This is a genomic window from Limibacillus sp. MBR-115 (assembly GCF_040549425.1).
Classification (GTDB): Bacteria; Pseudomonadota; Alphaproteobacteria; order Kiloniellales; family CECT-8803; genus Limibacillus; species Limibacillus halophilus.
Genome location: NZ_JBEPTJ010000003.1, coordinates 192352 through 217460, shown reverse-complemented (window position 1 = coordinate 217460; position 25109 = coordinate 192352). Strand labels below are relative to the sequence as shown.

The following is a 25109-nucleotide window of genomic DNA, read 5'->3' as shown; positions in this document are numbered from 1 at the left end:
TCACGGTTCGACGCCGCCACCGCTTTCGGCCCAATCCTTGAAAGCGCCAAGGTTGTAGACTGATTTATACCCCATATCGATCAGAGTCTTTCCAGCCAGGGCGGAGCGGCCTCCAGAAGCGCAATAAAGAATGACCGGGCGGTTCGGATCGAAGGCCTCGTTATGGTAGGGAGAGGCAGGGTCGGCTCTGAACTCAAGCATCCCGCGCGAGACATTGAGCGCCCCTTGAACCTTGCCGGTGGATTGAACTTCCGGGGCATCGCGAACGTCGACCACCAGTGCATTTTGTTCTGCGACAAGCGTGGTGGCTTCTTCAGGCGTTATGCGTGTTACTGCCGCATTAGCCGCTGCGAGCAATTCCTTAACTGAACCTGGCATTGTCATACTCCTAAACGATATGGCTATGAAGTCTTGCGTTCGCACTCTTCCACGGATTCGAAAGAATGCACCTAGGGTCCTGTAGTCATCCGATCCAACCTCAATCGATGCCTGCTGTCGGTTATGCGCAGCGTTCCCGCTATGACGGCCGCCACGGCACCCAGCGAGGTACCCCCAGATATAAGAAACATAACAAGGAGCTGATACTTTGTGGCTTCAACAGGATCGACACCCGAAAGAATTTGCCCCGTCATCATTCCCGGCAAGGAGACCAGGCCGGTAGCCGCCATTGCATTTATTGTCGGCATGAGCGCGCTTCGTACAGCTTGTCTCGTAAAGGGAAGCATGGCTTGAAACCGGGTGGCCCCAAGGCAGAGCTGAGCTTCTATCGCCGTTCGTTCGCGGGCTGCTGAGCTGGTCAGGCGGTCTAGGCCCAAGGCAATCCCTGTCATGGTGTTGCCCATGACCATTCCCAGGATCGGAATGGCAAAGCGCGGATGATACCAAGGATCGGTTTCAATCTGTGTGAGGAGGGCGAAAACGGTCACCGCAAAGGCGGCGGTGGCCATGCAGGACACACCCAGACCATAGGACCACCAACCGGTCAGTCGGCGCTCCTGCCGTGCCATGATCTCCCGCCCGGCAAAAAGAACCATCACCAAAGCTGCCAAGGCGGTGAGCCAAGGCGAAACGGTTGAGAAAAGCGCGCGCAATACGAACCCGATCGCCATCAGCTGAACAATCATCCGAACAGCGGAGATCGCAAGCTGGCGCTCCAACCGTAGCTGTAGCACCAACGACAAGGCACCGTTGAAGAACAAAAGAATCGCAGCCAGGGCGAGATCGACGAAATCGAGATGCACATAGCCGGTCATGCCTGCACTATCCCGTTCCCAATGATCCTGAAATGCCTTTTGGCGACGCGCCGGGCCTGATCCTCACGGTGAGTAACCCAAATGGCGGCGAGGCCATCCGTTCGGCAGCGCTCTGTGATGATTGCTTCAACAGCTTCCGTTGTTTCCGGATCAAGCGCCGCTGTGGGCTCGTCGAGGAGTATAACCTGGGGGCCTGTGGAGAGTGCGCGAATCAAGCCCAGACGCTGCCGTTCGCCGGTCGAAAGGCGGCTGATCGGCCATGAACCACAATCGCTTGGAATGCTGAGTGTCCGTAAATTCTCCGATGCCCTGTGCCAAGCTTCGAAGTGCTGATCCACCCGAGAGGCCCACCATCCCGGTTCCGCTGGAACATAACCGATTTTCCGCCGCCACTGCGGTGCAGGAACCTGACTGCGAGATCGTCCGTCCAGAAGGATGTCGCCCTCACTGGGATCCAGGTCGGCTATTGCCCGTAGCAGCAGACTCTTTCCGCTTCCCGATGGTCCTTGCAGCGACACACACTCGCCGGAAGCCAGCTCCAGATCAAGCGGGCCAAGGTTGCGCGTCTTTAGGGACCTGAGATGAAGCATGCGCTTTGCTTTCCTGCCGGATGCGGAAATCTTGGCAGGAGTTCGTATGGTAATCAAAGCCTGAGTGACGGGCCATCAAGGGATATCAGCGTCCGCAGTTGTTTTGTGCTGTTGCAGGCCGTAGCGCTCTAGCAGGTCGTCATGACGACCCGAGTTAGCAACCTTTGCGAACGTCCGCACAACCTGTTCTGCGGAGTAGAACTTGAACCACCAGGGGAAGATTGCGTGCACCACGCCTGCAACACCGGCCAGGAGTAATTTCCATGAGTTCGTGAAGGCGAAGACACCGTGCCTATAATAGGTTTGTGGTCGATCCGGACGTTCATGTCTTAGGTGGTCAATCATGAACGAGGGTAGTTTCAATCTAATATTTTCCGGGAAATCACTTTGGTTTTAAAGTGACCTCTGGGTAGGCTGAACGGGATGGCGGTGCAACCCTATTGTTCATTGGGTGTTTCGCCTTTTGCTTACTTCTAGGTTGGATCATTCATTCGTTTGCCGGTTCCCTTTTCAAGGTGATGGCGAAGTTAGCGCTGGAGTTGATGTAAATCTGCATCGGCGCTTGGTTGTTGTAGTTCTGAACCTGGGTGGAAACGTTCAAGTTAGTGAGTTTGCAGGTGTCGGCGATAACCTCCAGCATTAAGGCGCATTCCTTTTTTGCCATCTCGTAAAGAACGCGGCTGGCCTCGTTGCGGACCTTGGTAATTGCTTCCTCCGACAGGTCGGATATCGGCGATTGAGAATTGAAGTTCACATTGACGTTGACGATTTCTTCTTGCGGCAATGCCATTTTGCGCGCTTCGACCGGTGAGGACAGGAGCAGGCTGACGAAGAGCGGTGCAAAAAGCGCAGCGGCGGCTTGGCGGACTGAAGCGTGGTGACGGTCGTGCATCTTCGTTCCTCCGGTTAGATTTCAGTAGAAAATTAATTGACTGTAGCTTCTTGTAAAATTGTGACCACAGCGGGGCGCACATAAGGCAATACACATTGCGGTTATGTGTTTGGATCGATGAAGGGGTTTGTTGCTAGTGTTGGTTGTGCTAATCGATAGGGAGATGAGATTAAATTTAGTGAATTTGAAGTCAGTTCAATTTATGGCGACAAAGGGCGACACAATATTGCCTGCGGACGGTATCTGCGTTTCACTCGCAAGAACAGACAATCTCCGAATGAATGAAGAAGGTGTCATGCTATTCCATGGCTGATCATCGCGACCCTCTTTATCGCAGGATGTTCGAGGCTCACCCCGATCCCATGTGGGTGTATGATCAAGAAACGATGGCGTTTCTGGCGGTCAATTCCGCCGCGATCGCGCATTATGGATATTCCCAGGAAGAATTTTTAGCGATGACGATCAAGGATATTCGTCCTAAGGACGATATCCCAAATCTGGAGCGTGTCGTACGTGGCGTAGACCCAGGCCTGCAACAGTCTGGTGTCTGGCGGCACGTAGTTGCAGATGGCGGCATTATATTTGTCGAGATCAATTCACATGCCATAGAAGGATTTGGTCGTCCGGCCCGAGTAGTCATTGCCCGGGACGTAACGGAGCAGAAGGATCTCGAGGCAGAACGTGCGCGAATATACGAGCGGCTCCGAAAAACAGAAGAACGCTACCGTGACGTTTTCGAGGAGGTTCCGATTTCAGTCTGGGTTGAAGACTGGTCGGACGCTAAAGCCATTGTCGACCGCTTGGTGGAAGAGGGTGTAACCGACCTTCGGGCTTACCTCATCGAACATCCGGAAGTTGTCTCGCAACTGATTGACGCGACAGAAGTGGTGGATATCAGCCGAGCGACACTTGGCCTTTTCAAGGCGGACAGCAAAGAAGCCGTCATCGATAACATGCGTAGCCACAAGATTTCCGAGTTTGAACGCCAGTATTTTCTGAAGGTTCTTCTGGCGCTTGCCGGGGGCGCTACATCCTTTCATCACGAAGGACGGGTCGAAGCATTCGATGGATCCCGGGCGTTGGTTGATTCAAGAGCGTTCCTGCCGCCCTCCGCACGCAAGGACTGGTCACGTCTCTTGACCTTGGTGATCGACGTTACCGATGAGCGCATGACACGCGAGAAGCTTCGGGAAAGCGAGGGGCGATATCGCAGAATCGTCGAGACATCACCAGATGTCGTTTGCAGGATCGACAGGTCAGGTACTTTCCTGGAAGTGAGCGAACGCGCGACCAGCATGTGGGGTTACTCCCCGACCGATCTTATTGGCACCAGTTCGGTATTGCTGGTGCATCCAGAGGATAAGGACCGAACCTTTGAGGCAATAGCGAGCGCCATCGAAGAAGGTGGTTTGGTCTCGTTGAGCAATCGGAATGTCACCAAGGACGGTGAGATCAAGAACATGCTGTGGTCGGCGCTCTGGTCCGATGAAGATCAGACATTGTTTTGCACCGGCCGGGATGTCACAGAGTGGGTGCGTGCGGAAGCGCAGGTCAGCAGGTCACAGCGACTGGAGGCCGTCGGGCAACTTACTGGCGGCGTGGCGCACGACTTTAACAATCTGTTGCAAGCCATAAATGCCTCGCTTGATGCCATTGCAGACCCAAGCTGTGACAGCGCCGAACGTGAAGCGATGCTGGGCCAGGCTTTCAACGCGGTTTGGCGAGGTTCCGAGCTGACCCGCCAGCTGCTTGCGTTTTCAAGGCAGCAACCCCTGTCGCCAATGCCGGTGCAATTGATCACTTTTGTCGAATCATTGCTGCCGCTCATGCGCAGGACTTTAGGCGAACAGGTAGCCATCTCGTTTGAAAGTCATGTTCCCGAGGCGCAGATCTTCGTAGACCCCGCACAACTTGACAGCGCCATCATCAACCTTGCGCTCAATGCGCGTGATGCAATGCCTAGTGGAGGGCATCTTCGTTTTGCCGTCGATGAAGCCGAAATAGATGACGACGGTGATTCTGTCGAAGAAACAAACAATGACCTGACGCCCTTCGATATGCATGACCTGGCACCGGGATCCTATTTTGTCCTGGAAGTTTCGGATGATGGAGAAGGAATGGCTGAAGCGGTGCGCACGCGCATATTCGAGCCGTTTTTTACCACGAAAGAGGTCGGCAAAGGATCTGGCCTGGGGTTGTCGATGGTTTTCGGGTTTATGGCGCAGTCAAAGGGTAAGGTAAGCGTCTACAGTGAGATTGGTCGGGGAACGACTTTCCGCCTGTATTTCAGAAAGCATAGTGGGGCCATGGAGGCCACACCCAAGCGGGTGCGCCAAAGCTTAGAGCCTTCATTGCGTGGCGCGAGAGTCCTCGTCGTCGAGGACAATGATGTTGTTCGGCAGGCCGCGGTATTGCAGCTGAAGCGATTGGGCTACGTAGTCGTCGAAGCGGCCGACGGCCTAGGGGGACTTGAAATACTGAAGCGGGACAGCGCGTTCGATCTTTTGTTCAGTGATGTTGTAATGCCTGGGGGATTGGACGGCGTGGGGTTGGCCGATGAAGCGCTGAAGATCAATCCGAAAATGCGAATCCTCCTGACCTCGGGGTTTCCCCACTCGCAGATCGACAGTCATGGATACAGGCTTTTATCAAAGCCCTATCGGACAAACCAATTGCTGGAAGCCTTGGACCGCGTGATGGCCGAGTGATCGCTGTTACCGGAACGACCCAAACTTCCACATCACTTCGATTGCCGGCTATGAACTCCGAGGTTTTGTAGAAAGTCCACGCGCCTCGCGGAATTCAAGCCACATCGCCCCTAGCAAGGAGACGCCACCGGTTGCGATCAGCCCACCGAGGACGAGCGGTATGTCTTGATCACTGAAAGCTTGCCAGAGCTTGGCAAGTACATTGGGAAGTTCACCTTGTTGCTCGGGCGTCCCCATGACGGCCGCCAAGACGTTGTAAGCGCGAAAACCCAAAAGCGCTAAAAATATAATGAACAGGATGTTGTTAATCGTGATTGCCGCACTGGCGATCAATCTGATCATGTTTCCCTCCCACCATCATCGGATGGAGTGTTACAGGACAGTTTATCGCTTGATAGTCACTTGGCAAAGATAAACCCCTTATGCGTTTAGGCGGCTTTATTTACGATCTATTCGGTATATGCTTACAAGATCGGGTCGATGCGTTGGGGAGGTATCCGGTGGAACGAAGTGACAGGCGGCTCAGGATGAGATTTGCCGCAAGCGTTGTCGTTGCCGGCTTGGTGGCGGGTTGCAACGCTGGCGGTATAAGGGTGAGTTCCCTTGATGCAGGCACGCAGACTGCAACTTATCATGGCGTGATGTTGGGGAACGTCAGTGAAATCTATAGACAAGCTCACGCTTATTGCTCTGCCTATGACAAAAGCGCCCAGATGGTTGAAGACGGCGTACCCGACGGTACGGTTACATTTGCCTGCCTCGACTGACCGGGCAGGAGTTGCCGAACGTCTGGTGCGGTGAAAGCGTAAACGCTGCTGCCCTTGTTGTCTTTGCTGCCCGGCCATCACTCGCGTAGTATCGCTATAGCTCCCGCTTACGAGGGGAGCACTGCTCATCGGTGCAGGTCACCGAAGCGAAAGAGCAAGAGATCCCGCGGAAAGGAGGTTAACCATGTTTCCGCCTGACCATTCGTAGCCCCGCCAGGACCCCTTGGCGGGGCTTAGTTTTTTTGCCGAACCTTTCGGAGCGATGGACCAACGAAGGGGCCAACAGAAGATCAAAGCCCCAAAGTGGAGATGACGGAGCTTGCAGTAAGATCTCGCTTGGTAAGGGCGTTTTTGTTCCACTGCTTGGCCGCATGGGTTTCCGCCTCTTGATGCAATGCCCGGACAAGGGCGCGGCCAATGGTCTCGCTGTTTTGTCGTGAAGGCGCCACCCATGTTCCCAAAGCCAGTTCCTCCAATCGTTTGGCGTTATCCAATTGGTCGAAACCTTGCGGCAGGCTTACGGAGGCTAGACCTTCGCCCAGGGTTTCCCGCAAGCTACCCATACCGCCGTGATGCACGACTGCCTTTACCCGTGGCAGGAGCCAAGGGGGCGGTAGGGTTGAAACTGAAATCAGGTTTGGCCCACGTTGTACGATAGGCTGATTGAATGGTCCGTGGTGAAGAATTGCCCGCTCACCGATCTTCTGACAAGCGCGGGCAACAAGGTCTAGCAAGTCTGGTCGTGCAATTGGGATCACGGATCCCAGCGCCACCAAAATTGGAGCAGGGCCCGACGCCAGGAAGCGCGTCAGTTGCGCCGGCAACTCGCCAAGCTTTTGTCGTGCTGCGTGTTGGAGATGGAGACAGCCAGGTTCCGCCTTTCGCAAAAGCGCGGCTGGGAAAAGTGCTAGCTGATGGCTTTCCTCTCGGTCCACGGCAAACATGCCGCTGGTCTCCGGCGCCAGACCGCAGGACGCAGCCAGATTATTCAGCCTTGGCGTCAGTCTGGAGAAGTGCTGCACGATCGCACGCCTTGTTTCGATTCTATCGGTAATTTTTGGTCGGCTACCGGTCATCGCGCGACACCAGCGGCTGAACAATGGAAGGTCGCTTTTCTGGAAAAGCGACTGCGGGTAGAGATGGCAACGAATCGTCGGTGTTCCGGAGGCTTCGGCCGCTAGAGACGCCCCCGGCGTGATCCAACTGCAAAATGCGACATCGACACCGCTTTTCTGAATAAACCGGCCTGCTTCATGGAACTGCGCCTCGCAGTAAGGGTCGATTACCTGGGACAGCAACCTTTCCCAACTCAGCGTGGGATTAAAGAGATGACGGACGGTATCGACCGTGACCTGCATTTCACGGGGACCGGGTGGCAGTGCGCAATACCCTGTGGCGGTTCCGTCAAAAATCACCCTTAGGTTTTCCGGCCCGGCCACAAATACCTCGTGCCCCGCGGTGGTGAGATCACGTGCAAAACCGGCAAAAGGCAGTACCTCGCCTAATGTACCCCAACAGCTTAGGAATATTCGCGGCACTGCCCCATGTCTCCTCGTCGCGTTTATCGATGAATTCTGCGGTGCCGCTGAAGCGTTCTTGTGCCCGTCCAGCCGAATTTGGTTTAGCCTTTGGGCCCGTTCGCGTTGGGCCGCTATACCTGCTATAATTCCCGGGCATCGTGTGGGGAAATTTCGATGGTTGTGTTCTATTCAGGGGAATAATGATGAACTTTCTGCGGTTCTGGTCCGATCTCGATATGAAGAATAAGTATGGTCTTGCGGCGGTTGCGGCAATCGTTTTGGCTGTACTCGTAGGCTATTTGGTTGTTTGAGGAAAATCAGTAGCAACGTTTCCGGATAGAACCGGGTCGTCGGCCGAATGATCCGTCGGTTGAGGCGTAACAGTTAACACCGATACTCCCTCTGGGGCGTCGAAGCGGTGCCAGCATCCTTGTGGCACGACCGTAACCATACCTGCCTTCATTTCGAAGATTTGTTGTTGGCCGTCTGCCAGGATGGTCAAACGCGTGCTGCCCGCGACGACTTGTACAAGTTCATCGCCAAGGCTATGCCGCTCCCAGGCACTGCGGCCTTCGAAGCTGCCTACGAAAACGCCGCCGTTCTTGCCGAACGTTGCTAGGGTTGCGAAGGAGGGGTCGGCTTCCGACGCCGTCGTCTGTGGGGTACGCCCTTTTAGAACCGGTAGCTCGTCCAATGCCTGTTTGACATGCACCGCTCTGATTTTCATACCTTCAATCCTCCGCACCTCGTGGACCGTCAGCCTTCCATACGCCTGACAAGGCCGCAACCATCTTGATGAACGATCGACGTGAAATCCTCGCTTTATCCATCGGATAGGGCTTAAATTACGATTGCGAATCATTCGCAATTAGGATAGCTATTGATCCCGTGACCGCTAGGAACAACGAACACAAGAAGGGAGCGTGTGTGGTGCCCAAGGGACTGCGTCGAGTTCACGATGAAAGCGATAGTTACGCCTTGCTAACCGAAAGAGAGCAATTGCTGCTGGATGTCCTCCGTCGCTGGTTGACCGGTTGGGAGACGAGGAATCCGCATTACTGGCAAGCGGCATGGACGTTGCTCTGCCGGCAGGTTTCGGCATCGGCCGCGCGCCGAGTTCTTTCCGGTGTGGAATCGTTCGTCAGGGCGATAGCGGTCGATGCCCGCCGTACCTTGGCGTTCAATAGACCGTGCTGCGGGCGGGTTACGAGCGACGAACGTCTGCTGATCGATATTATGCTGCGGCCCCGTAACGCAGCGCTGCTGTCTGCGGTTTCCGGAATCGTGGAGGCCGGTGCGATCGATGAAACGCTGCGCTTGGGGGCCGAAATTGCGTCAGCCGTTTCAAGTGAGGTTGGAGAAGGTTTTGGAGGTGACTTGGGCGTTCCAAATCCTAGCAAGGGTGCGCCCTTGAATTTGACCCTACATTGATTGGGCGGCGTATCAGAGCCTGGATTTACAGGGTCTTCGTCCTGTGAAATGCTGATAGCGCTAAAGTATTCTTTCTGGGGAGAAGGGAGATGACAACCGATCTGTTTATGTTGGCTCTGGTGGCTGGGCTAACGGCGCTTTTATGGCTTCCCTACATTCTAGCCCACATTGTTAACGTCGGACTGCTGCCAGCCTTGACCTATACAGCAGATGGAACGCCGCTGCCTGATTGGGCGGCACGGGCCAAAAAAGCCCACTACAATGCCATTGAGAACTTGGCGCCCTTTGCCACCTTGGTTCTAATCGCGCATGTCAGTGGAACGGCGGATGAAACCACGGCGGCGGCATCGGTGGTGTATTTCCTGGCTCGGCTGGCCCATTACCCGGCCTATGTGTCGAACATCCCCTTTACCCGCACAATAAGCTTTGCGGTTGGTTGCGTGGCATTGTTGGTCATATTCCTGCAGGTCGTTTTCTGAGCCGCCAAAGCGCGTGCAGACCGACGGCTGATAGAATCACGGCGCCTCCAATGAAGGTCGCGGTCGGGGGCGTTTCGCCAATGCCCCACCAAACCCAAAAGGGGCCGAGCACGGTTTCGAGCAATAGCAGCAGAGCAACCTCCGGTGCGGGTATGCTGCGCGGCCCCAGCGTGATAAGGCCAAACGCAACCGGCAGGACAAACATTCCCAATACCAGGATCATTCCTAACTGAGTGCCGTTTACGGCAAAGGGTGAAGCAAAGGGTAACGCCACCATGGCGGCGAGGAATCCGCCCAGCGCCGTTGCCGGAATCATGTTGAGGTCCGGGCGCATGCGGATTAGGACGAAAGTCCCAGCCAACAGCAGGGCGGTCATCAGCGCAAAGAAATCGCCTAGCAATGTGCCGTCGCCCAGTCCGCCGCCAACCACGATGACGACACCTGCAATGCCGGCGAGAATGGCGCACCAAGTTGGGGTGGCGACACGTTCGTGGAGAAAAATAATGGACAGCAGCGCAGCCAGGAGCGTGTCTGCCGATATTATCACCAAGGTGTTGGCCACGGACGTCAGGTGCAATGCTAAGATGAAGCAGAAGGCATTCGCTGCATAAAAGAGCGCAACAGCCAGGCCGTAGCGGCCCAGAGCCCTGAATTCGGCTAGAACACGGCCCTTTCGGTGGATGATGAAGACAGTCATCAGGGTGCCGGACATCAGGAAACCACGCCAGACCACCATGGAGAAGGGATCTATGTCGATGAGGCGGATCAGCAACGCATCGGGGGTTAGGATGAGAACGCCGAAAAGGGTCAGCGCAAACCCCTTCGCATGTGTTGTCTGTAAATTTTTCTGATCCAACGTTTGTCACCCTTCATGGGTCGTTAGCGCTTGGCCGCAACACCAAGCGCTGGACCAAGCCCACTGGAAATTGTAGCCGCCTAGCCATCCGGTTACGTCCAATGCCTCGCCAATGAAATAGAGCCCTGGCACCTTGCGTGTCTCGAAGGTTTTTGAAGAGAGCTCCCTGCAGTCGATGCCGCCAGCTGTAACTTCGGCTTTTGCGTAACCTTCGCTTCCGGTGGGTTGGACGGGCCAGTTCTTGAGGCGCGCGCCAAGGCTTTCCAAACTACGGTCCGGCAGGTTTGCAAGGCTGCCTTCGGGCAGATGACGCAGCGCGATCGTTTGAGCGAGGCGATTTGGGAAAATCTCGGATAATACACTACGGGCTTCGCTTTTTGGCCGTTCCTGCTTGCGTGCTTTCAAGTAGGCCGCCGCATCGATATCCGGCAGCAGATCAAGGTGAATTTCATTGCCGGGCTGCCAATAAGATGAGATCTGGAGAATCGCAGGTCCAGATAGGCCGCGATGCGTGAACAGCATGGCCTCACGAAATTTGGCCTTCCCGAACCGAGCCACGCAGTCCAGCGACAGTCCCGCCAGTGACCCGGGATCTTCTAACCCAATGCCTGCGCTCTCAACTGTCAAAGGCACTAATGCCGGGCGCGGCGGCACGAGGGAAACACCAAATTGTTCCGCCAAACGATAAGCAAAACCGGTTGCTCCCATTTTGGGGATCGAGGGGCCACCGGTCGCAACAACCAGCGCTGGCGCTGCGGCGAGACTTCCATTCGCGACGACATGAAAATCATCGGGCTTGGATATTTCCTGCACGTCTTGGTTCAAGCGCAGGGTCACGCCACCTTTGGCGCAACCCGTCAGCAATAGATCGACGATTTGACGTGCCGAGCCGTCACAAAACAACTGACCAAGAGTTTTCTCGTGGTAGGCAATGCCATGCTGTTCGACCAAGGCTATGAAGTCTTGTTGTCGGTAGCGGCTAAGTGCGGATTTGCAGAAATGCGGATTACCTGAAAGAAACCGTTCCGGGCGAACATCCAAATTCGTGAAGTTGCAGCGACCGCCACCGGAAATCAGGATCTTCTTGCCAACCTGGTTCGCGCGTTCCAGTAGCAACACGCGCCGGCCGCGCTGAGCCGCGGTCATGGCACACATCAACCCAGCCGCGCCCGCTCCAAGTACGATGGCATCGAAACGCTCCATAGTGGCTTTCATGCACTCTGCCGGTGGGTCGCTGCAAGGACGAAGAACAAAAGTGCTGCCAAGGCCATGATCGCCGTAGCGAACAATAGGCTATCGTATCCTCCGAAAGTCCAGATGATGGCACCTAGCCAAGGTGCAAATGCGAAGCTTGCGGTCACCGGCATTGCAAGGACACCGTACACGGTACCGAAGTGCGCGCGACCGAGATATTCCGCCGTAACAACGGGTCGGAGTATACTCATAACGCCGATACTGGCGCCTTGGAAAAGAACAAATAGAGGTAACAGCAGCAGGCTCCAATGCGCTGCAAACAGGGCGGCGGATGCCAATACCATCGACGCAAACGCTGTGGTGCAAATCGCCCGCGTCGAAACTCTCTTTTCCACCATGACCATGACCACGCGCCCGGCGACCTGCAGTGGACCGATGAATGATATAGCGACAACCGCGATCTCCAGCGACACACCGCGTTCATCCAGCATTGGCAAGAAGTGGGTGATCATCATTCCGTGGTTCAGGTAGATGAGAGAGAACGCAGTTGCAAGAAACCAGAAAACCGGGTTGCGGAAGGCTTTGCTGCGGGCCATCCGTCGTCCGGCCTTTTGGCTATCGGGTGTCTCTGTTTCGGTTGCCTCGGAATTTGTGTTTCCGGGCCTAGTGCCTAGCCAGAACAGCGGGGCCGCAACCAAGAGGAGCAACACAGCGAAGGTCAGTGCGCTGACGCGCCAGCCAAATGGCTCGGCGAGAATATTTGAGAGCGAGAACGACAAAGTCCCGGCGAAGCCCGCGACTAGAGCAACCAAGGTGATGGCCTGGCGCGCGCCGCCGCCATAGGTCCTGGTCAAGAAACTAAAGCAAGGGTCGTAAAGCGACCCGCCCATCATGAGCCCGATCAAGAGCCAAAGGCCGTAAAACTGCAACGGCGTCGAAACCAAAGTCAGGCTGGCGACGAGTAGGCTGCCGAAGGCGGCGCAACCGACCAACAGGGTGCGTCCGTATCCCCTATCTATCAGACTTCCGGCGTAAGGTGTTGCCAAGGCAGAGACCACCAAGGCCAGGGTCATTGCGATGGTGATATCGGTCTTGGCCCAGCCAAAGTCCTGTTCCCAGCGGGGGAGCAGGGCTGGAAAAAGATAATAGAACCCCGCCCAGACAATCGTCTCGGCAAAGGCCAACTGCCAAATGGCTTTTTGCCCGAATTTCCGGGGCCGGAAGCGAAAATGCGGGGCAGGGGTGACAGGCATAGCGGCGGCGGCGCAATCAACGCTTCAGATGCACGGGCGCTCCGTGAGGCGTGCTGAGATAAGCATCGGTCCAGGCTTGCTTGAGATCGCTCAGTTGCTTGGGCGTGGCCAGGTTCCGATCCAGCAGCATCGTTTCCAACGCGGTCAGCCAGACGTCGTAATAGGCCGATCCGTCTTTCGGAGCCCCGGCAGCAGAAGCCCGGGCAAGTTCTTCACTAAAAGTTGCGGCCCATTCGGGCCAGGTGAAATGCCCTTGCTCCGAAAGCCTGACGGCGAGTGCGAAAACCTGCGCATGCCAGGGTTCGACAAAGACTGGCATATCTGACGAGGAAGGCACGTCAGACGAGGTTAGGCTCTCAGGCTGGCTCAAGATAGCTCTCCCATGCGTCCAGGGTCACCGAATCCTTGGCGCTCGCATGCCGACCCCACAGCTCCGTGGCATTGAAAGTAACGGCGTAAAGATGCTGCGGCGCTTCGCCAAGCCCTTTGGCGTTGCTGTCCGGGAACACATGGGCGCCATGATGAAGCGTAATGACGCCCTGTCTTCCTCTTGCATAGCGCGGCAGCCGCGTATGGCCGTCCGGGTTGTCTCTTGCGGTCCTGACTGAATCGCCAATTTTGAAACGGGGGGCTGTGTCGATTTCCCTAAGCACCGGACCACCGCGGGTTAGCACCGCCGCGACCTTGTCGGCGGTCAACGGCGGTTGAGCAGTCGTCGCACCGCCATCGGGTTTGCCGCTTTGCAGCTCGCTGACTGTTACCAAGCCTCGATCCACCATCAGGTCCGCAAGCGCTGCAATCCAGCGCTCGTAGTAGGTTAGGTTCAGGTATTCCTGCGGCGCCAGGCGCTCTCGGGCATGCCGCGAAGCGTCGATGTTCCAGCGCCCCCAAGCACCCATCGCGACGGTAATCGCCATGGCCTTTGCCTCCCATTCACTGTGGAAAACCGGTTCATTCTCCTCAATGGGGATGGCACCAAAGCCCTGCATTCCGCCCATGTCATGGATGTTGTTCATGGTTGCTCGCTTCCTGAAACAGCGGACAATAGCTCCGTACCGATCATGGAGTTACGGGTGACGAGTTCGGCCAACTGATCCTCGTTCAGACCGTCGGTACCCGCCGGGCGTTGGGGGATCACGAGATAGCGGACCTCGGCCGTTGAATCCCAGACCTTCACTGCGGCTGTTTCCGGCAAGGTAACACCAAACTCGCTAAGCACACCGCGCGGATCGATCACGGCGCGTGAACGGTAAGCTTCGGACTTGTACCAGACGGGCGGAATTCCCAAGACCGACCAGGGGTAACAGGAACAGAGCGTGCAGACGACCATGTTGTGTAGCGCTGCGCTGTTCTCCACGGCCACCATATGCTCGCCCTGGCGGCCGGTGAAGCCTAGGCTGGCGATGGCGGCGGTTGCATCCCTCAGCAACCAAGCCTTGAAGTCTGGATCGCACCAGGCTTTTGCCACTACCTTGGCGCCGTTTCTTGGCCCGATCTTGTGTTCGTAAGTCTCAATCAAGGCGTCAAGCGCCGCCGGGTCCACAAGCCCCTTGTCGACGAGCAGCGTTTCCAGCGCCTTCACTCTTAGCGCCGGGTCCGAGGGCAAATGGGAATGAGGCGCATCATGCTCGTCGTGCCCATGCCCATGCCCATGCCCATGCCCGTGCCCGTGCCCATGCCCGTGCCCGTGCCCGTTGTGGCTATGCTCCCGCTCTTTGTGGTCGTCCATAAAAGACCTCTTTGTCTCAAGATTTGCCGAAAAGCCTAATCCCAAATTGCCGCGCTGTCAGCGGCGGCGATCCTCTATAAGGAGCGGTAAAGAATGTACCCGCCCAGTAGCAGCAGGGCCCAGAACAGGATTTTGCGGAAGTGGGCTTCGGACAAGCGCTTACGGAGCTTTTGTCCGCCAAACATGCCAACGAGTGCGGGAACGACACTCCACAAGGATTGCAAGCCCAGCTCCTGCGTCATCAATCCATGACCGCCGAGTGAGCCGGCCAAGGCAAGAGTCGATACCAGAAACAGCATGCCCATGGCCTGGACCAAAATGTCGCGCGGCAAGCCGAGCGCCTGCAAGTATAGAACACCTGGAAATATGAAGGACCCGGTCAAGCCGGTAAGAATGCCGTTGATACAACCGACCAGCGGTGACAACCAACCCTCCGCCCCGCCGGGCCTTGGTGCCTGTAAGCCCATGAGGCTCGTGGCGGAATAGAGGATGACGATCAAGGCCAGCAGCGCCGAGAGGATCGCCTCATCGCTGACCGCAAGCACACTGACGCCCAGCCAGGTCGTTAACACGACGGCCAGAAACAAAGGCCAAAGTCGCTTAAGCACTTCCCGTAGCGCGCCTCCTGCCACAGCTTGCCAGAGGTTGGTTATGAAAGAGGGGAGAAGTACGACAGCCATTGCGGTCGGCAAGCCCAGCGTCGCTGTCAAGGCAGCGATGGAAACGGTAGGCAAACCAAGGCCAACGACCCCTTTGACAAGCCCAGCGAGCAGGAAGATCACGGTAATGATGAGAAAATTCTCAAATTCCATTGTTGGCCCTACCGAACATCGGGTTTTCGAATCCTTGATCCCGACCACTATGGGCGATGGAGCATTTGCAAAACAGGTGCCTTTGTTGCAATGCTCCTTTGCAAGGGGCGCTGCCGGAAGTTGAGATTTTGATTCCTTATTCATCGACCCTTTGCCGGACGGTGAATCAAACGTTGCTTTCGAACAGGAGCGAAGACATGACGGAACTGGCGCGGCGGGCTTGGGTGCCGCAAGCCTGTGAGGACTACATTGCCGATATCGCTAGCCAAACGGCGGCGGAGCAAAGCGACGCATTGGCAGCGCGACTGGATAGCTTGATCGCGGAGAACAGGCGTATCCATGAAGCCGAGTGCATCAATCTAAATCCGGCAACGAACGTGATGAATCCAAGAGCCGAAGCCGTGCTGGCGGAGGGACTCGGCTCACGCCCATCTTTAGGCTATCCGGGCGACAAGTATGAAATGGGCTTGGAGGCTATCGAAAAGATTGAGGTGATAGCCGCAGCACTTGCGGCCGAGATTTTTCAGGCACCTTACGCGGAAATTCGTGTGCCTTCCGGCGCACTTGGCAATCTCTATGCTTTCATGGCGACCACAAAACCCGGTGATAGCATCATCGTCCCGCCGCCCGCTATTGGTGGGCACGTGACTCACCAAAAGGCCGGTGCGGCTGGTTTGTACGGGCTGGACATTCACAATGCCCCCGTCGATGCGGATGGCTACAGTTTGGATATCGAGGCGCTGAGGGCCCAAACGCTGGCGCTGCGGCCCAAGCTGATTACCATAGGCGCTAGCCTCAACCTTTTCCCGCATCCGGTCGCCAAGGTGCGGGCTATTGCCGATGAAGTCGGGGCTTACGTGCTTTTCGATGCGGCACATCTCTGTGGGATGATCGCCGGAGGCGCTTGGCCGAACCCTCTGCATCAAGGCGCCCACTTGATGACCATGAGCACATACAAGAGCCTTGGTGGTCCAGCCGGCGGCCTAATTGTGTCCAACGACGCTGAACTGGCTCAACGCCTGGATGCGATTGCTTTCCCCGGTCTTACCGCGAATTTCGATGCGGCCAAGTCTGCCGCGCTGGCATTCACGCTCTTGGACTGGCGTGACCATGGAAAAGCTTACTCGTCCGCCATGCGCGACATGGCTCAAGCCCTTGCGCGATCCTGTCTTGCAGAGGGTTTGCCGGTATTTGCAGCCAAGAAAGGGGCGACGGAATCGCATCAGTTTGCGTTGGAGGCAGCGTCCTTCGGTGGCGGTCAGGCGGCGGCAAAACACTTGCGGCGGGCCAACTTCCTGACCTGCGGTATAGGATTGCCCCTGGCGCCGGTTCCTGGCGACATGAATGGCCTGCGATTCGGAACGCCGGAAGTGGTTCGTTGGGGCATGACGCCAAAGGACGCCCCGGAACTGGCGAAACTTCTGGCGGCGGCGTTGCGCAGTGATCACCCCGAAGTGCTGGCCGAGCAAACTATGGCGTTCCGTAGGCGTTTTTCCAGCCTGCACTACATTCGTTGAGGAGAGAGCGTTCCAATATGCCGCCAAGTCAGGAGAACCGGATTGCGTAAGAAGGACCCAATTCTTAGGAAAAAATCTGTGGAACGCTTGTCGGCGGTCTTTGGCGTGCTGGCGATTCTCTTTCCACCTGTTCGCTTGGTCCAGGACTCGGGGATGGTTCCGGAAGCACCTGTTACCTACGCATTCCTGTTCGAGATTCCGGCTAATCACCGTGTGGATTTTGGCTTGGTCGCGGTCGAACTCCTGGCAATCGGTGTTGCCGGTTACTTCATCTGGCGGTTCCGAACGCGAGATTGAGTGCGTTAGTGGCCCGATAAATTCTATCGGATTGGCTCTTTTCCCAGGACCCCGCGGAGGGGCAAGTTGCACAGCGGTGCAGCATGGAGACGGTAATGCCACAAAATGAACTGGGTCAGGAGATCGGAGAGGCCCTGCCGGGCTGGAAGCCCAGAGCCGCGCCGCCCGGCGAGGCCATTATGGACGGCCGATTCTGCAAACTGGAACGCCTGTCCGCGGGCCGTCACGCCGCCGGGCTCTATGATGCGTTCTGTGAGGACAAGGAAAACCGTATTTGGACCTACCTTCCTTACGGACCGTTCGCGAGCTTATCCGAGTTTCGCGCCTGGATTGAAAGTCACGCTTCGGGCGAGGACCCATTATTCCATACGATTATAGACGCGGCCGACGGCAAGCCAATCGGGGTTGCCAGTTACCTGAGAATCACCCCGGCGGTCGGTGTCATAGAGGTTGGGCACATCAACTTCTCACCCCGTTTGCAGCGCCGCGCCGCGGCGACTGAGGCCATGTACCTTATGATGGCCCGCGTTTTCGATGAGCTGGGGTACCGCCGATACGAGTGGAAATGTGATTCACTGAATAAGGGCTCAAGGCGTGCGGCCGAGCGTTTGGGCTTCCGGTTCGAGGGTATTTTCAGGCAGGCAACGATCTACAAACAGCGAAACCGAGACACGGCTTGGTACGCTATCCTCGACAGCGAATGGCCCCGCCTGAAACGGGGTTTCGAGAGCTGGCTGTCGCCCGAAAATTTTGACGCCGATGGGCAGCAGAAGCGTTCCTTGTCGGACTGTTTCCCGGCAGAGGCTTGATCCCACCAGGTAGCGGTGCTTCCCTTGCGGTTGATCCTTTGGATTTAGGCGGGGGGGGGTAAGATGGGTGGTTACGCGGTCTGGCTCGACCTTTTAGGGGTAGCAGTCTTCGCTTTGACCGGAGCGCTGGTTGCCTCTCGGCAGCAAATGGACCTGATCGGCTTTGGCTTGATGGCGAGTGTTACCGGCGTTGGCGGCGGTACGCTACGTGACCTTCTTCTCGAGCGTCCGGTGTTTTGGGTCGACGATCCCCGCTATATCCTTGTTTGTCTGACCGTCGCACTCCTCGTTTACTTTGTTGCACCCGCAATTCAGCGCCGGTATGTGGTCGTGCTCTGGGCCGATGCCGTTGGCATTTCGACCTATGCCGTCATGGGCGCGCACTTGGCCTTGAAGGCAGGGGCGGCGGCACCTGTCGCGCTGGTTATGGGGGTGATGACGGCAACTTTCGGCGGTCTGTTGCGCGACGTCATCTGTAACGAAAAGCCCTTGATCTTGAAGTCCGAAGTCTACGCGAGCGCGGCCGCGATAGGCGCCCTGGTTCACATCCTTTTGGTGGAGCTGGGTACGAGCGTCACTATTGCCGCGATGCTCGGATTCTTGATGGCTTTCGCCATTCGGGCAGGGGGCATTGTTTACGGACTGTCGTTGCCGGGTTTCAAACCGCGTCCGCCACGTCCAGGCAGCGGCTGAATTTATTAACGCCCGAAGGGGATCGTGTAGCTGAGAAACAGCGTATCGACGCCAGGATTATCGTCGCCGAAAACATTGCCATGGGACATGTGATACATACCCAATCCCACGCGCGAATCGTTTTCCAGCTTATATTGGGCGTCGATGGCGAAGCGCAGGACCACGTTCGATCCCAGATCCTTGCCGTCTCCCTCTGCATAGACCGCCGGTGCCAAGCTGGGAGACAACACGAGATCATCGCCCAGGAAAACATCGAAGCGCCCGCCCGCATACGCCATCACGGAGCCGTCGGTCGTGACACCGACACCCAGCAATGGTTGCAGCTTCCAAATCGAAACTCCGGGCCGGAATTCGAGATGGGCCTCGCCAGCTTCGTCCACAGTGTCAATCGCGTCGTACCAGCCACCGCCCAACGTTGCATAATTCCCATCGTCCCGTTCCTGGTCGGCGATGAGTCCATAAAGCGCGATCGCCGACGCGGCGATACCCATGCCCCATACTTGCTGGGCTCGGGCTTGCGCCTGGGATGCCACTCCCGACGCCAAGACAGCGGATATGGCTAATGCAGTCCAGAATGTTTTTCTCATGTTTCGTGCCCCCCGTGTTTTGAGATCAAAACAACGTAACGCAGCGAAGTGGTGGAATCCAACCTCTAGATACAGCTTCAGTTTCGTAGAAGGCTCCTACCGACCGGCTCTTGCGGGTCATCAAAGAGGATGTGCGTACCTTCATGGCCCGAGCGGCCGCGCGGGTCCACGTCTTCCAGGAAGATATCGAAAGCCAGCGTGATCCTTTCCTGATCACCCTTGTGGATCGAGGTTTCATGAAAGATGCCGCTGGGAAAGATCGTGAGCATGCCGGGGCGATTCTTGATCGCTATGCTGGTCTTCGGGTCCAACGATCCTGCGTAGACATAGGGCGGGTAATAGATTGTCGCAGAGTCCTGGGAGGTGACACAGTAGTTGCCCGACAAATAGCTGAAGGGCGACTGATCATGGGAGTGAGGAGAAAGCCGCTCACCAGAGCGCACGACGTTCGCCCAACCCTGAATGTAGCAGCGGGTGCGCGGTGCGCGGGTTTCCTTCAGAAGCTTAATGTAAGCGTTCTTGACGAACTTTTGGAACCGCCGCATGCAGGGTTCTTGCCAAGTAAAGATATTGAAACCATGCCAGCGCGACGTCAGCCCATCATCAATTCCCGAAATGGGAATGGGTTCTATATCGTTGCGCAATTGCTGTTCTTTCGACAAGACAACGCTTCGAATCTCGCGGTTCACCACTGAATCGGCAAGTTCCTCGATAAAAAGAGGCACTGTCCAATTAGGGGCGAAAGGCGTGCGCGGAGGGGGGGATCTCCATGTGCGCAGTGGCATTCCTGAACGAACTCCCGCGTTAAGTGGTGTTCTTCAGAATGTAGAACATTTGTTACAAAAGAAATGCCCGCGCTGATCACGTTTGTGTAATATTACGTGAATTTAACGTTACCGAGGAAAGCAAGGCGTCAGTTGCTCAGGGCTTGGCCACCGCGGGACAGTCACGATCTTGCTTCGGCTTGGCATTCGGATCGGGGGACGTTTCCTGGCACGCGAGATTGACTTTGCTGTCGTTGCTGGCCGGCCCGGCTGCCGGTTCAATCGCCAGCACGTCCCTCAGCGACTGATCGCTCGCCGTCTGGAATCGGTCAATGGTTTCGTACGTGCCGACTGAAATGGCCAGCGCCAATCCGGCAATCGAAAAATACACGGTGCGAAGCATCTGTCGCTGCTTCGAAAAGGCTCTCCTAAGGGTCGTTCGCGGTCTATTAAGACGCTTATCGTACATCGACCTAGTAACCTTCATAGACAGACATTCATAGAATCATAGGCGAATTTGATCAAAAACGCACCATAAATAGTGTTAAAAATATCAAGAGCATCAAGATATTGTGACTAGTTGTTAAAGTCGGTGATTACAGTAATGCCGGAACCTTTAAAGTCGTTCATTTCTGCGAGTGCCTTGCCGGCTTGAGCGAGTGAGATGCGGTTTGTGACAAGGCGTCCCGGAGAGACTCGTCCGGCGGTAACCATATCAAGGAGGCTTGGGAATTGGTGTGCGGCCATGCCGCGGGTCCCCAGGAGCGTTAGCTGGCGTGAGTAAACGAGATCTAGCAATGCCAGGGTCGGGCGGGCGTGTTGATCAGTTGGCATGCCAATCTGCACATGGCGGCCCAGCCGACGCAAACCGTACAGCGAGTTGTTGAACGTCTCGGTGACACCCAAGGCATCAACGGAGACGTGACCGCCGCCACCGGTCATATCCCTCACGCTTTCGCCGACAGAATGAGCCGTTCGCGCATTCAAGAGAAGAGTAGCGCCAAGGTCCCGCGCCAGAGCGAGTTTGGCATCGTCGATATCGACCGCCAAGACGGAGGCTCCCATCGCCGCCCCGATCATCACCGCCGATAGACCGATACCGCCGCACCCGTGGACGACCAGCCATTCGCCCGGTTTCAAGGCTGCGCGTTCGACCAGACCGCGATAGGCGGTTGTGAAGCGGCAGCCCATGGCAGCGGCTTCGTCGAAGCTCATGGTTTCCGGCAGCGTCACGAGATTGAAATCGGCATGGGGAACGGCGGCCAACTGAGCGAAAGCGCCCCATCCAGAAAAACCAAGAACGAATTGGTCAGCACAGATCGTCGGGTCGCCAGCCCGGCAAACCGGACACTGGCCGCATGCCAGGATAAAGGGGGCCGTCACCCGATCGCCGAGACTGAAGTTCCGGCACTCAGGGCCGACTTCGACAATGCGTCCGGCAAACTCATGCCCTGGCACATGCGGTGCTTGGACGTCCGGATCGGCGCCGGTCCAGCCATGCCAATCAGACCGACAGACGCCGCAGGCTTCCACCGAAACAACGACTCCGTCTAGCGGGCAGTCCGGGTCAGGGACGGTCTGAACGTGAAGTGGCCCACGAAACGCCTCGAACAATGCAGCCTTCACGTCTCAGCCTCCTGGAGGATTTTTTTGCCATCACTGCGCAAGCTTCGATCATTCACTCTTGCTTGTCGAGCGAGAGTGACCTCGGGTGCAGGATAGGGGGAATTAAGCATCGACCCCGATTGTTTGGGCTGTTAGGGTTTGCCTCTTCCTAGCAACTCTAACTTCAAAATGACGGAGGATCGCTATGGCGACCAACGCCGAAATTGCTGCGCGCTTGCTACGCCACGCCGCTGAGTTTTTCAACTCGGTAGGTGAACAAAACCCAGGGCTGCAGGAGCAGCTTGGAGAAGAGGCGCGAATCTTCGCAGCCGTTGCCGACGTGGTCGAACAAGACCCAACCGGTTCGTCGTTCGGAGCCTCCGGTGGGGGCGAAGCAGACGAGGCCTGATTAATGTAGTCGCCGTTCTAGCGCGGCAATGTGCTACTCAGATAGCGTGCATTGAGCGGCCTGCGGGTGGCCTCCCTGAATCTCATCTTTCAGGTTGATCACGGCAACTCTTGCTGCCCCTCCATTTTTTGGCCATTCGATCGCGAAGACGCCGCCGGGCAGCTCAAGCGCCGCCCGGTAGGTGGTTTCGGTTTTCTCGGTCGGTGCGATCTGTCCGAAGACACCCAAGCTGCCTTCGATATAGGTCGTGCCGTCAGCATAGGTCATGCTGAAAGGCTGCCCTACGCGACCGGTCCAGGTGCAATCGTAGTGCGCTAGTTCCGCCAGCGCTGGTTGCACGACGGCAGGCAGAAGCAGTGAGCCTGCAATCAGACTGCGCTTAAACAAAACCGACAGGGCGCCCCGATTACCGAAGACTGCTTTGTTCTTTCTGGATCCAACGGGCATGGCTTTTCCTCGCTTAGGTTAATTCCGGCAAGCTTCCGCAAACCCAAACCTACCGGCCGGTGGTCGGCCGTGCCACCGGTGGCTTGGCCTTATCTTAGGGACATGCTACCAGCATCATGCGGCATTTGTGATCGAAAGGAATATCCGCATGCAAGCTGGAAATGCAGCCCTGACACGTGGCGATCGCGTTCCAAATTTCCTTTTACCGGGGCTGGATGACAAGCTCTGGGTCTTCTACGACAAGGTCCGCGGCAAGCGAAACCTTCTGGTGCTGCACCCGGCAGGCGAGGGGACGGCTGTCGAGGTGATCGAAGGAATAGAGGCAGCCCTGCTGGCGCTGAGAAAGGCGGACATCGATCCATTTCTGCTACTCGTGGGAGCGGAGGCCACCATCCGGGCGGATATCTCAAAGCTCTCCAGACAGCCGTCATTCATGGTGTTCCAAGATCTAGAGGGGAAGGTCTATCCCGCGTTGGCCGGAGCCTTCGGGCGCGACCCAGACCAGGCCCTGGCTCTGCTCCTGGATGAAAATCAACGGGTCTTGGAAGACCTTGGGGCACCGGATGCGCAGGTTCCGGCAAGGGCGTTGGCCAGCAGCGAGAAGCATCCCAGGCTTGGACCAACGGGAACGCTTAACAGTGTTGCCCCTGTCTTGATCGTCCCCAACGTGCTTGATGACGCTACCTGCAACGCCTTAATTGAGCGTTGGCACAAGCTGGGGCATGTCGAAGGGCTTGCGCAAAGCCGTGATGCGCAGGGGCGTGCAAAAGTGCTGGTGGCGCATGAAACGAAAAAGCGGCGGGATCACAGGATCACAGACGCAGCGGTAGCGCGGGATCTTTCGCAGTTGATCGGGCGCAGAATTGCGCCGGAATTGAGCAAGAGCTTCGGGCTTGAAGGCTTTGCTTTCGATCACTTCGTCGTGACTTGCTACGCTGCCGAGCGCGGCGACTACTTTCGACCGCACCGCGACAATACGACAAAGGAAACGCAGGACCGGTTGTTTGCGATGACTTTGAATCTCAACACGGATGACTATGAAGGGGGCGGTCTGCATTTTCCGGAGTACGGACCTACCCACTATGCGCCGCCGCGTGGTGGGGCGATTTTGTTCCCCTGTTCGCTGATACACGAGGCGACGCCTGTCACCAAAGGGCATCGGTTCACGTTGTTGAGTTTTCTGCGTCGCCCTCAAAAATCTGCGAACCTGAGCCCAATCGGTATCTGGGGTGCCGGACGCACTAAATCGACCCCAGGATAGGCTGTCGAAGTTTTCATGCAGATAGGAGGACGTGGAGGTGGTTCAACAACTTCCAGCGAGAGTTGGCGATGAACTCAGCGAGGTCGACACCCCTGCCTTGATCGTCGATCTGGACGCCTATGAGCGGAATCTCGGCCTGATGGCCAGTATTATCGGCGACTCAGGTAAGGCTTTGCGCCCTCACGCCAAGACGCACAAGTCACCCGTCATTGCATTGGATCAAATGGCCTTGGGCGCTGTTGGCATTTGTTGCCAGAAACTGTCGGAGGCAGAAATCCTATGGCAGGGCGGCGTACGCGACATCCTGATTGCGAACGAAGTTGTCGGTGAGCAGAAGCAAAGGCGCCTTGCCAAGCTGGCACGTTCGATGCGCCTGACTGTTTGCGTGGACGATATCGAAAACCTCAGAAGCTTGAACCAGGCCGCCGAGGAGGCAGACAGTATTGTATCGGTTTTGGTTGAAATAGATGTTGGTGGCGGGCGTTGCGGCGTGACGCCGAACCTGGCCGGCAGTCTTGCCGCCGCCGCGGCCGATAGCCCGGCTCTCCGGTTTGCCGGGATACAAGCCTATCACGGAAGCGCGCAGCACTTGCGATCAGTGCAGGAACGTCAATCCGCCGTGGCCAAAGCTGCGAATCTTGCCGAGGCTGCGAAAGCGGATATTGAAGCGCGGGGTCTGGTTTGCCAGACCGTCACCGGTGGCGGAACGGGAACGCTCTTGCAAGACATTGAGTACCCGATCTGGACCGAACTGCAATGCGGCTCTTACATTTTCATGGATGCGGATTATGGTCGCAATCGCGATACGCGTGGCACACCCTACGCGCTGTTTGAAAACAGCCTCTTCGTTTTGTCCAGCGTCATGAGCGTCGCGCATTCTGGAAAGGCCGTTCTCGATGCCGGTCTGAAGGCATTGGCTTTCGATTCCGGTCCTCCTACGGTGGTCGATAGGTCTGATTTTATCTATTCCGGGCCGTCCGATGAGCATGGAACCCTAACAATACCTGCACATGAAAAGTTGGCTTTGGGCGACCGGGTGAGGCTGATTCCCGGACATTGTGACCCCACGGTTAATCTTTATGATTGGTTCGTAGGGGTGCGAAACGACCGTGTAGAGCGAATTTGGCCCGTGTCGGCCCGCGGCGCGCTGTCATAACGCCCACCGACGTTAAAACCTTATTAACCCAAGTGAGTCATTATAGGGAAGAAGGGGTAAAGGCTGCGGCGAGAGCGGCC

At 56.6% G+C, this 25109-nt stretch carries 31 protein-coding genes; 11 read left to right on the top strand and 20 right to left on the bottom strand.

Annotated elements, in window-relative coordinates:
- The 5 genes from ABIE63_RS07765 to ABIE63_RS07745 form a co-directional block, all read right to left on the bottom strand.
- Positions 1-378: a rhodanese-like domain-containing protein gene (locus ABIE63_RS07765; protein ID WP_354503867.1), complete on the bottom strand. Its 378-nt coding sequence runs from the start codon at positions 376-378 to the stop codon at positions 1-3.
- Positions 379-449: 71 nt separating this feature from the next.
- Complete coding sequence (gene fetB, locus ABIE63_RS07760; protein WP_183415796.1) at positions 450-1253, bottom strand: iron export ABC transporter permease subunit FetB; 804 nt, start codon at positions 1251-1253, stop codon at positions 450-452.
- On the bottom strand, positions 1250-1843 hold the full coding sequence (locus ABIE63_RS07755; RefSeq protein ID WP_354503865.1) for an ABC transporter ATP-binding protein: 594 nt from the start codon (positions 1841-1843) through the stop codon (positions 1250-1252). The genes fetB and ABIE63_RS07755 overlap by 4 nt, the downstream gene beginning before the upstream one ends.
- Before the next feature lie 75 nt (positions 1844-1918).
- Positions 1919-2188 carry a DUF6356 family protein gene (locus ABIE63_RS07750; protein ID WP_354504231.1) on the bottom strand — a complete coding sequence of 90 codons (270 nt, stop codon included), beginning with the start codon at positions 2186-2188 and terminating at the stop codon, positions 1919-1921.
- Between the two features lie 142 nt (positions 2189-2330).
- Positions 2331-2735, bottom strand: a complete 405-nt coding sequence (locus ABIE63_RS07745; RefSeq protein WP_354503864.1) for a hypothetical protein — start codon at positions 2733-2735, stop codon at positions 2331-2333.
- A gap of 305 nt (positions 2736-3040) precedes the next feature.
- Between ABIE63_RS07745 and ABIE63_RS07740 the strand changes: the two genes are divergently transcribed.
- Positions 3041-5443: a PAS domain S-box protein gene (locus ABIE63_RS07740; protein ID WP_354503863.1), complete on the top strand. Its 2403-nt coding sequence runs from the start codon at positions 3041-3043 to the stop codon at positions 5441-5443.
- 48 nt (positions 5444-5491) lie between these two features.
- Here ABIE63_RS07740 and ABIE63_RS07735 read toward each other — a convergent pair whose 3' ends face one another.
- A complete protein-coding gene (locus ABIE63_RS07735) occupies positions 5492-5785 on the bottom strand; it encodes a hypothetical protein (protein ID WP_354503862.1) in 294 nt (97 codons plus the stop codon).
- Positions 5786-5970: 185 nt separating this feature from the next.
- On the opposite strand from ABIE63_RS07735, the gene ABIE63_RS07730 reads away from it, so the two are divergent.
- The gene (locus ABIE63_RS07730; protein WP_183415790.1) at positions 5971-6210 is read left to right on the top strand and encodes a hypothetical protein; all 240 of its coding nucleotides are present in this window, start codon (positions 5971-5973) and stop codon (positions 6208-6210) included.
- 290 nt (positions 6211-6500) lie between these two features.
- On the opposite strand, the gene ABIE63_RS07725 is transcribed toward ABIE63_RS07730, so the two are convergent.
- Complete coding sequence (locus ABIE63_RS07725) at positions 6501-7748, bottom strand: glycosyltransferase (protein ID WP_354503861.1); 1248 nt, start codon at positions 7746-7748, stop codon at positions 6501-6503.
- A 277-nt stretch (positions 7749-8025) separates the two neighbouring features.
- The gene (locus ABIE63_RS07720) at positions 8026-8457 is read right to left on the bottom strand and encodes a hypothetical protein (RefSeq protein WP_354503860.1); all 432 of its coding nucleotides are present in this window, start codon (positions 8455-8457) and stop codon (positions 8026-8028) included.
- A 161-nt stretch (positions 8458-8618) separates the two neighbouring features.
- Between ABIE63_RS07720 and ABIE63_RS07715 the strand changes: the two genes are divergently transcribed.
- Together ABIE63_RS07715 and ABIE63_RS07710 are read left to right on the top strand one after the other, a co-directional pair.
- Positions 8619-9161 (top strand): hypothetical protein, encoded by a 543-nt coding sequence (locus ABIE63_RS07715; protein ID WP_354503859.1) that lies wholly within the window; start codon positions 8619-8621, stop codon positions 9159-9161.
- An 89-nt stretch (positions 9162-9250) separates the two neighbouring features.
- Positions 9251-9640: an MAPEG family protein gene (locus ABIE63_RS07710; protein ID WP_354503858.1), complete on the top strand. Its 390-nt coding sequence runs from the start codon at positions 9251-9253 to the stop codon at positions 9638-9640.
- Here the strand turns inward: ABIE63_RS07710 and ABIE63_RS07705 are convergent.
- From ABIE63_RS07705 to ABIE63_RS07675, 7 genes are all read right to left on the bottom strand, one after another.
- Positions 9615-10496: a DMT family transporter gene (locus ABIE63_RS07705; RefSeq protein WP_183415785.1), complete on the bottom strand. Its 882-nt coding sequence runs from the start codon at positions 10494-10496 to the stop codon at positions 9615-9617. The two genes, ABIE63_RS07710 and ABIE63_RS07705, sit on opposite strands and share 26 nt — an antisense overlap.
- Before the next feature lie 6 nt (positions 10497-10502).
- Positions 10503-11711 (bottom strand): NAD(P)/FAD-dependent oxidoreductase, encoded by a 1209-nt coding sequence (locus ABIE63_RS07700; RefSeq protein ID WP_354503857.1) that lies wholly within the window; start codon positions 11709-11711, stop codon positions 10503-10505.
- Complete coding sequence (locus ABIE63_RS07695; RefSeq protein WP_354503855.1) at positions 11708-12874, bottom strand: MFS transporter; 1167 nt, start codon at positions 12872-12874, stop codon at positions 11708-11710. The genes ABIE63_RS07700 and ABIE63_RS07695 overlap by 4 nt, the downstream gene beginning before the upstream one ends.
- Positions 12875-12959: 85 nt before the next feature.
- The gene (locus ABIE63_RS07690) at positions 12960-13313 is read right to left on the bottom strand and encodes a nitrile hydratase accessory protein (RefSeq protein WP_354503853.1); all 354 of its coding nucleotides are present in this window, start codon (positions 13311-13313) and stop codon (positions 12960-12962) included.
- Positions 13300-13959: a nitrile hydratase subunit beta gene (nthB, locus tag ABIE63_RS07685; RefSeq protein WP_354503851.1), complete on the bottom strand. Its 660-nt coding sequence runs from the start codon at positions 13957-13959 to the stop codon at positions 13300-13302. The genes ABIE63_RS07690 and nthB overlap by 14 nt, the downstream gene beginning before the upstream one ends.
- On the bottom strand, positions 13956-14672 hold the full coding sequence (nthA, locus tag ABIE63_RS07680; RefSeq protein ID WP_354503850.1) for a nitrile hydratase subunit alpha: 717 nt from the start codon (positions 14670-14672) through the stop codon (positions 13956-13958). Before nthA ends, nthB begins: the two co-directional genes overlap by 4 nt.
- Positions 14673-14746: 74 nt before the next feature.
- Complete coding sequence (locus ABIE63_RS07675) at positions 14747-15484, bottom strand: sulfite exporter TauE/SafE family protein (RefSeq protein WP_354503848.1); 738 nt, start codon at positions 15482-15484, stop codon at positions 14747-14749.
- Positions 15485-15681: 197 nt separating this feature from the next.
- Here ABIE63_RS07675 and glyA point away from each other — a divergent pair, with 197 nt between their 5' ends.
- The 4 genes from glyA to ABIE63_RS07655 all read left to right on the top strand — a co-directional run bounded on the left by glyA (position 15682) and on the right by ABIE63_RS07655 (position 18800).
- The gene (gene glyA / locus ABIE63_RS07670; RefSeq protein ID WP_354503847.1) at positions 15682-17001 is read left to right on the top strand and encodes an aminotransferase class I/II-fold pyridoxal phosphate-dependent enzyme; all 1320 of its coding nucleotides are present in this window, start codon (positions 15682-15684) and stop codon (positions 16999-17001) included.
- A gap of 42 nt (positions 17002-17043) precedes the next feature.
- Positions 17044-17298, top strand: a complete 255-nt coding sequence (locus ABIE63_RS07665; RefSeq protein ID WP_354503846.1) for a hypothetical protein — start codon at positions 17044-17046, stop codon at positions 17296-17298.
- A 95-nt stretch (positions 17299-17393) separates the two neighbouring features.
- Positions 17394-18107, top strand: a complete 714-nt coding sequence (locus ABIE63_RS07660) for a GNAT family protein (RefSeq protein ID WP_354503844.1) — start codon at positions 17394-17396, stop codon at positions 18105-18107.
- Positions 18108-18170: 63 nt separating this feature from the next.
- Complete coding sequence (locus ABIE63_RS07655) at positions 18171-18800, top strand: trimeric intracellular cation channel family protein (RefSeq protein ID WP_354503843.1); 630 nt, start codon at positions 18171-18173, stop codon at positions 18798-18800.
- Positions 18801-18805: 5 nt separating this feature from the next.
- Here the strand turns inward: ABIE63_RS07655 and ABIE63_RS07650 are convergent, their stop codons facing one another.
- The 4 genes from ABIE63_RS07650 to ABIE63_RS07635 all read right to left on the bottom strand — a co-directional run bounded on the left by ABIE63_RS07650 (position 18806) and on the right by ABIE63_RS07635 (position 21777).
- The gene (locus ABIE63_RS07650) at positions 18806-19387 is read right to left on the bottom strand and encodes an acyloxyacyl hydrolase (RefSeq protein ID WP_183415775.1); all 582 of its coding nucleotides are present in this window, start codon (positions 19385-19387) and stop codon (positions 18806-18808) included.
- Between the two features lie 77 nt (positions 19388-19464).
- Positions 19465-20076, bottom strand: coding sequence for a putative 2OG-Fe(II) oxygenase (locus tag ABIE63_RS07645; protein ID WP_354503842.1), 612 nt, complete (start codon positions 20074-20076; stop codon positions 19465-19467).
- A 232-nt stretch (positions 20077-20308) separates the two neighbouring features.
- Complete coding sequence (locus tag ABIE63_RS07640; protein WP_354503841.1) at positions 20309-20554, bottom strand: hypothetical protein; 246 nt, start codon at positions 20552-20554, stop codon at positions 20309-20311.
- A 173-nt stretch (positions 20555-20727) separates the two neighbouring features.
- Positions 20728-21777, bottom strand: coding sequence for a zinc-dependent alcohol dehydrogenase family protein (locus ABIE63_RS07635; protein ID WP_354503840.1), 1050 nt, complete (start codon positions 21775-21777; stop codon positions 20728-20730).
- 184 nt (positions 21778-21961) lie between these two features.
- Here ABIE63_RS07635 and ABIE63_RS07630 point away from each other — a divergent pair, with 184 nt between their 5' ends.
- The gene (locus tag ABIE63_RS07630; protein WP_183415771.1) at positions 21962-22165 is read left to right on the top strand and encodes a hypothetical protein; all 204 of its coding nucleotides are present in this window, start codon (positions 21962-21964) and stop codon (positions 22163-22165) included.
- A gap of 33 nt (positions 22166-22198) precedes the next feature.
- Here the strand turns inward: ABIE63_RS07630 and ABIE63_RS07625 are convergent, their stop codons facing one another.
- Positions 22199-22612 carry a hypothetical protein gene (locus ABIE63_RS07625; RefSeq protein ID WP_354503838.1) on the bottom strand — a complete coding sequence of 138 codons (414 nt, stop codon included), beginning with the start codon at positions 22610-22612 and terminating at the stop codon, positions 22199-22201.
- Between the two features lie 148 nt (positions 22613-22760).
- On the opposite strand from ABIE63_RS07625, the gene ABIE63_RS07620 reads away from it, so the two are divergent.
- Positions 22761-23873 carry a 2OG-Fe(II) oxygenase gene (locus ABIE63_RS07620; protein ID WP_354503837.1) on the top strand — a complete coding sequence of 371 codons (1113 nt, stop codon included), beginning with the start codon at positions 22761-22763 and terminating at the stop codon, positions 23871-23873.
- Between the two features lie 37 nt (positions 23874-23910).
- On the top strand, positions 23911-25029 hold the full coding sequence (locus ABIE63_RS07615) for a DSD1 family PLP-dependent enzyme (protein WP_354503836.1): 1119 nt from the start codon (positions 23911-23913) through the stop codon (positions 25027-25029).
- Positions 25030-25109: the final 80 nt, after the last annotated feature.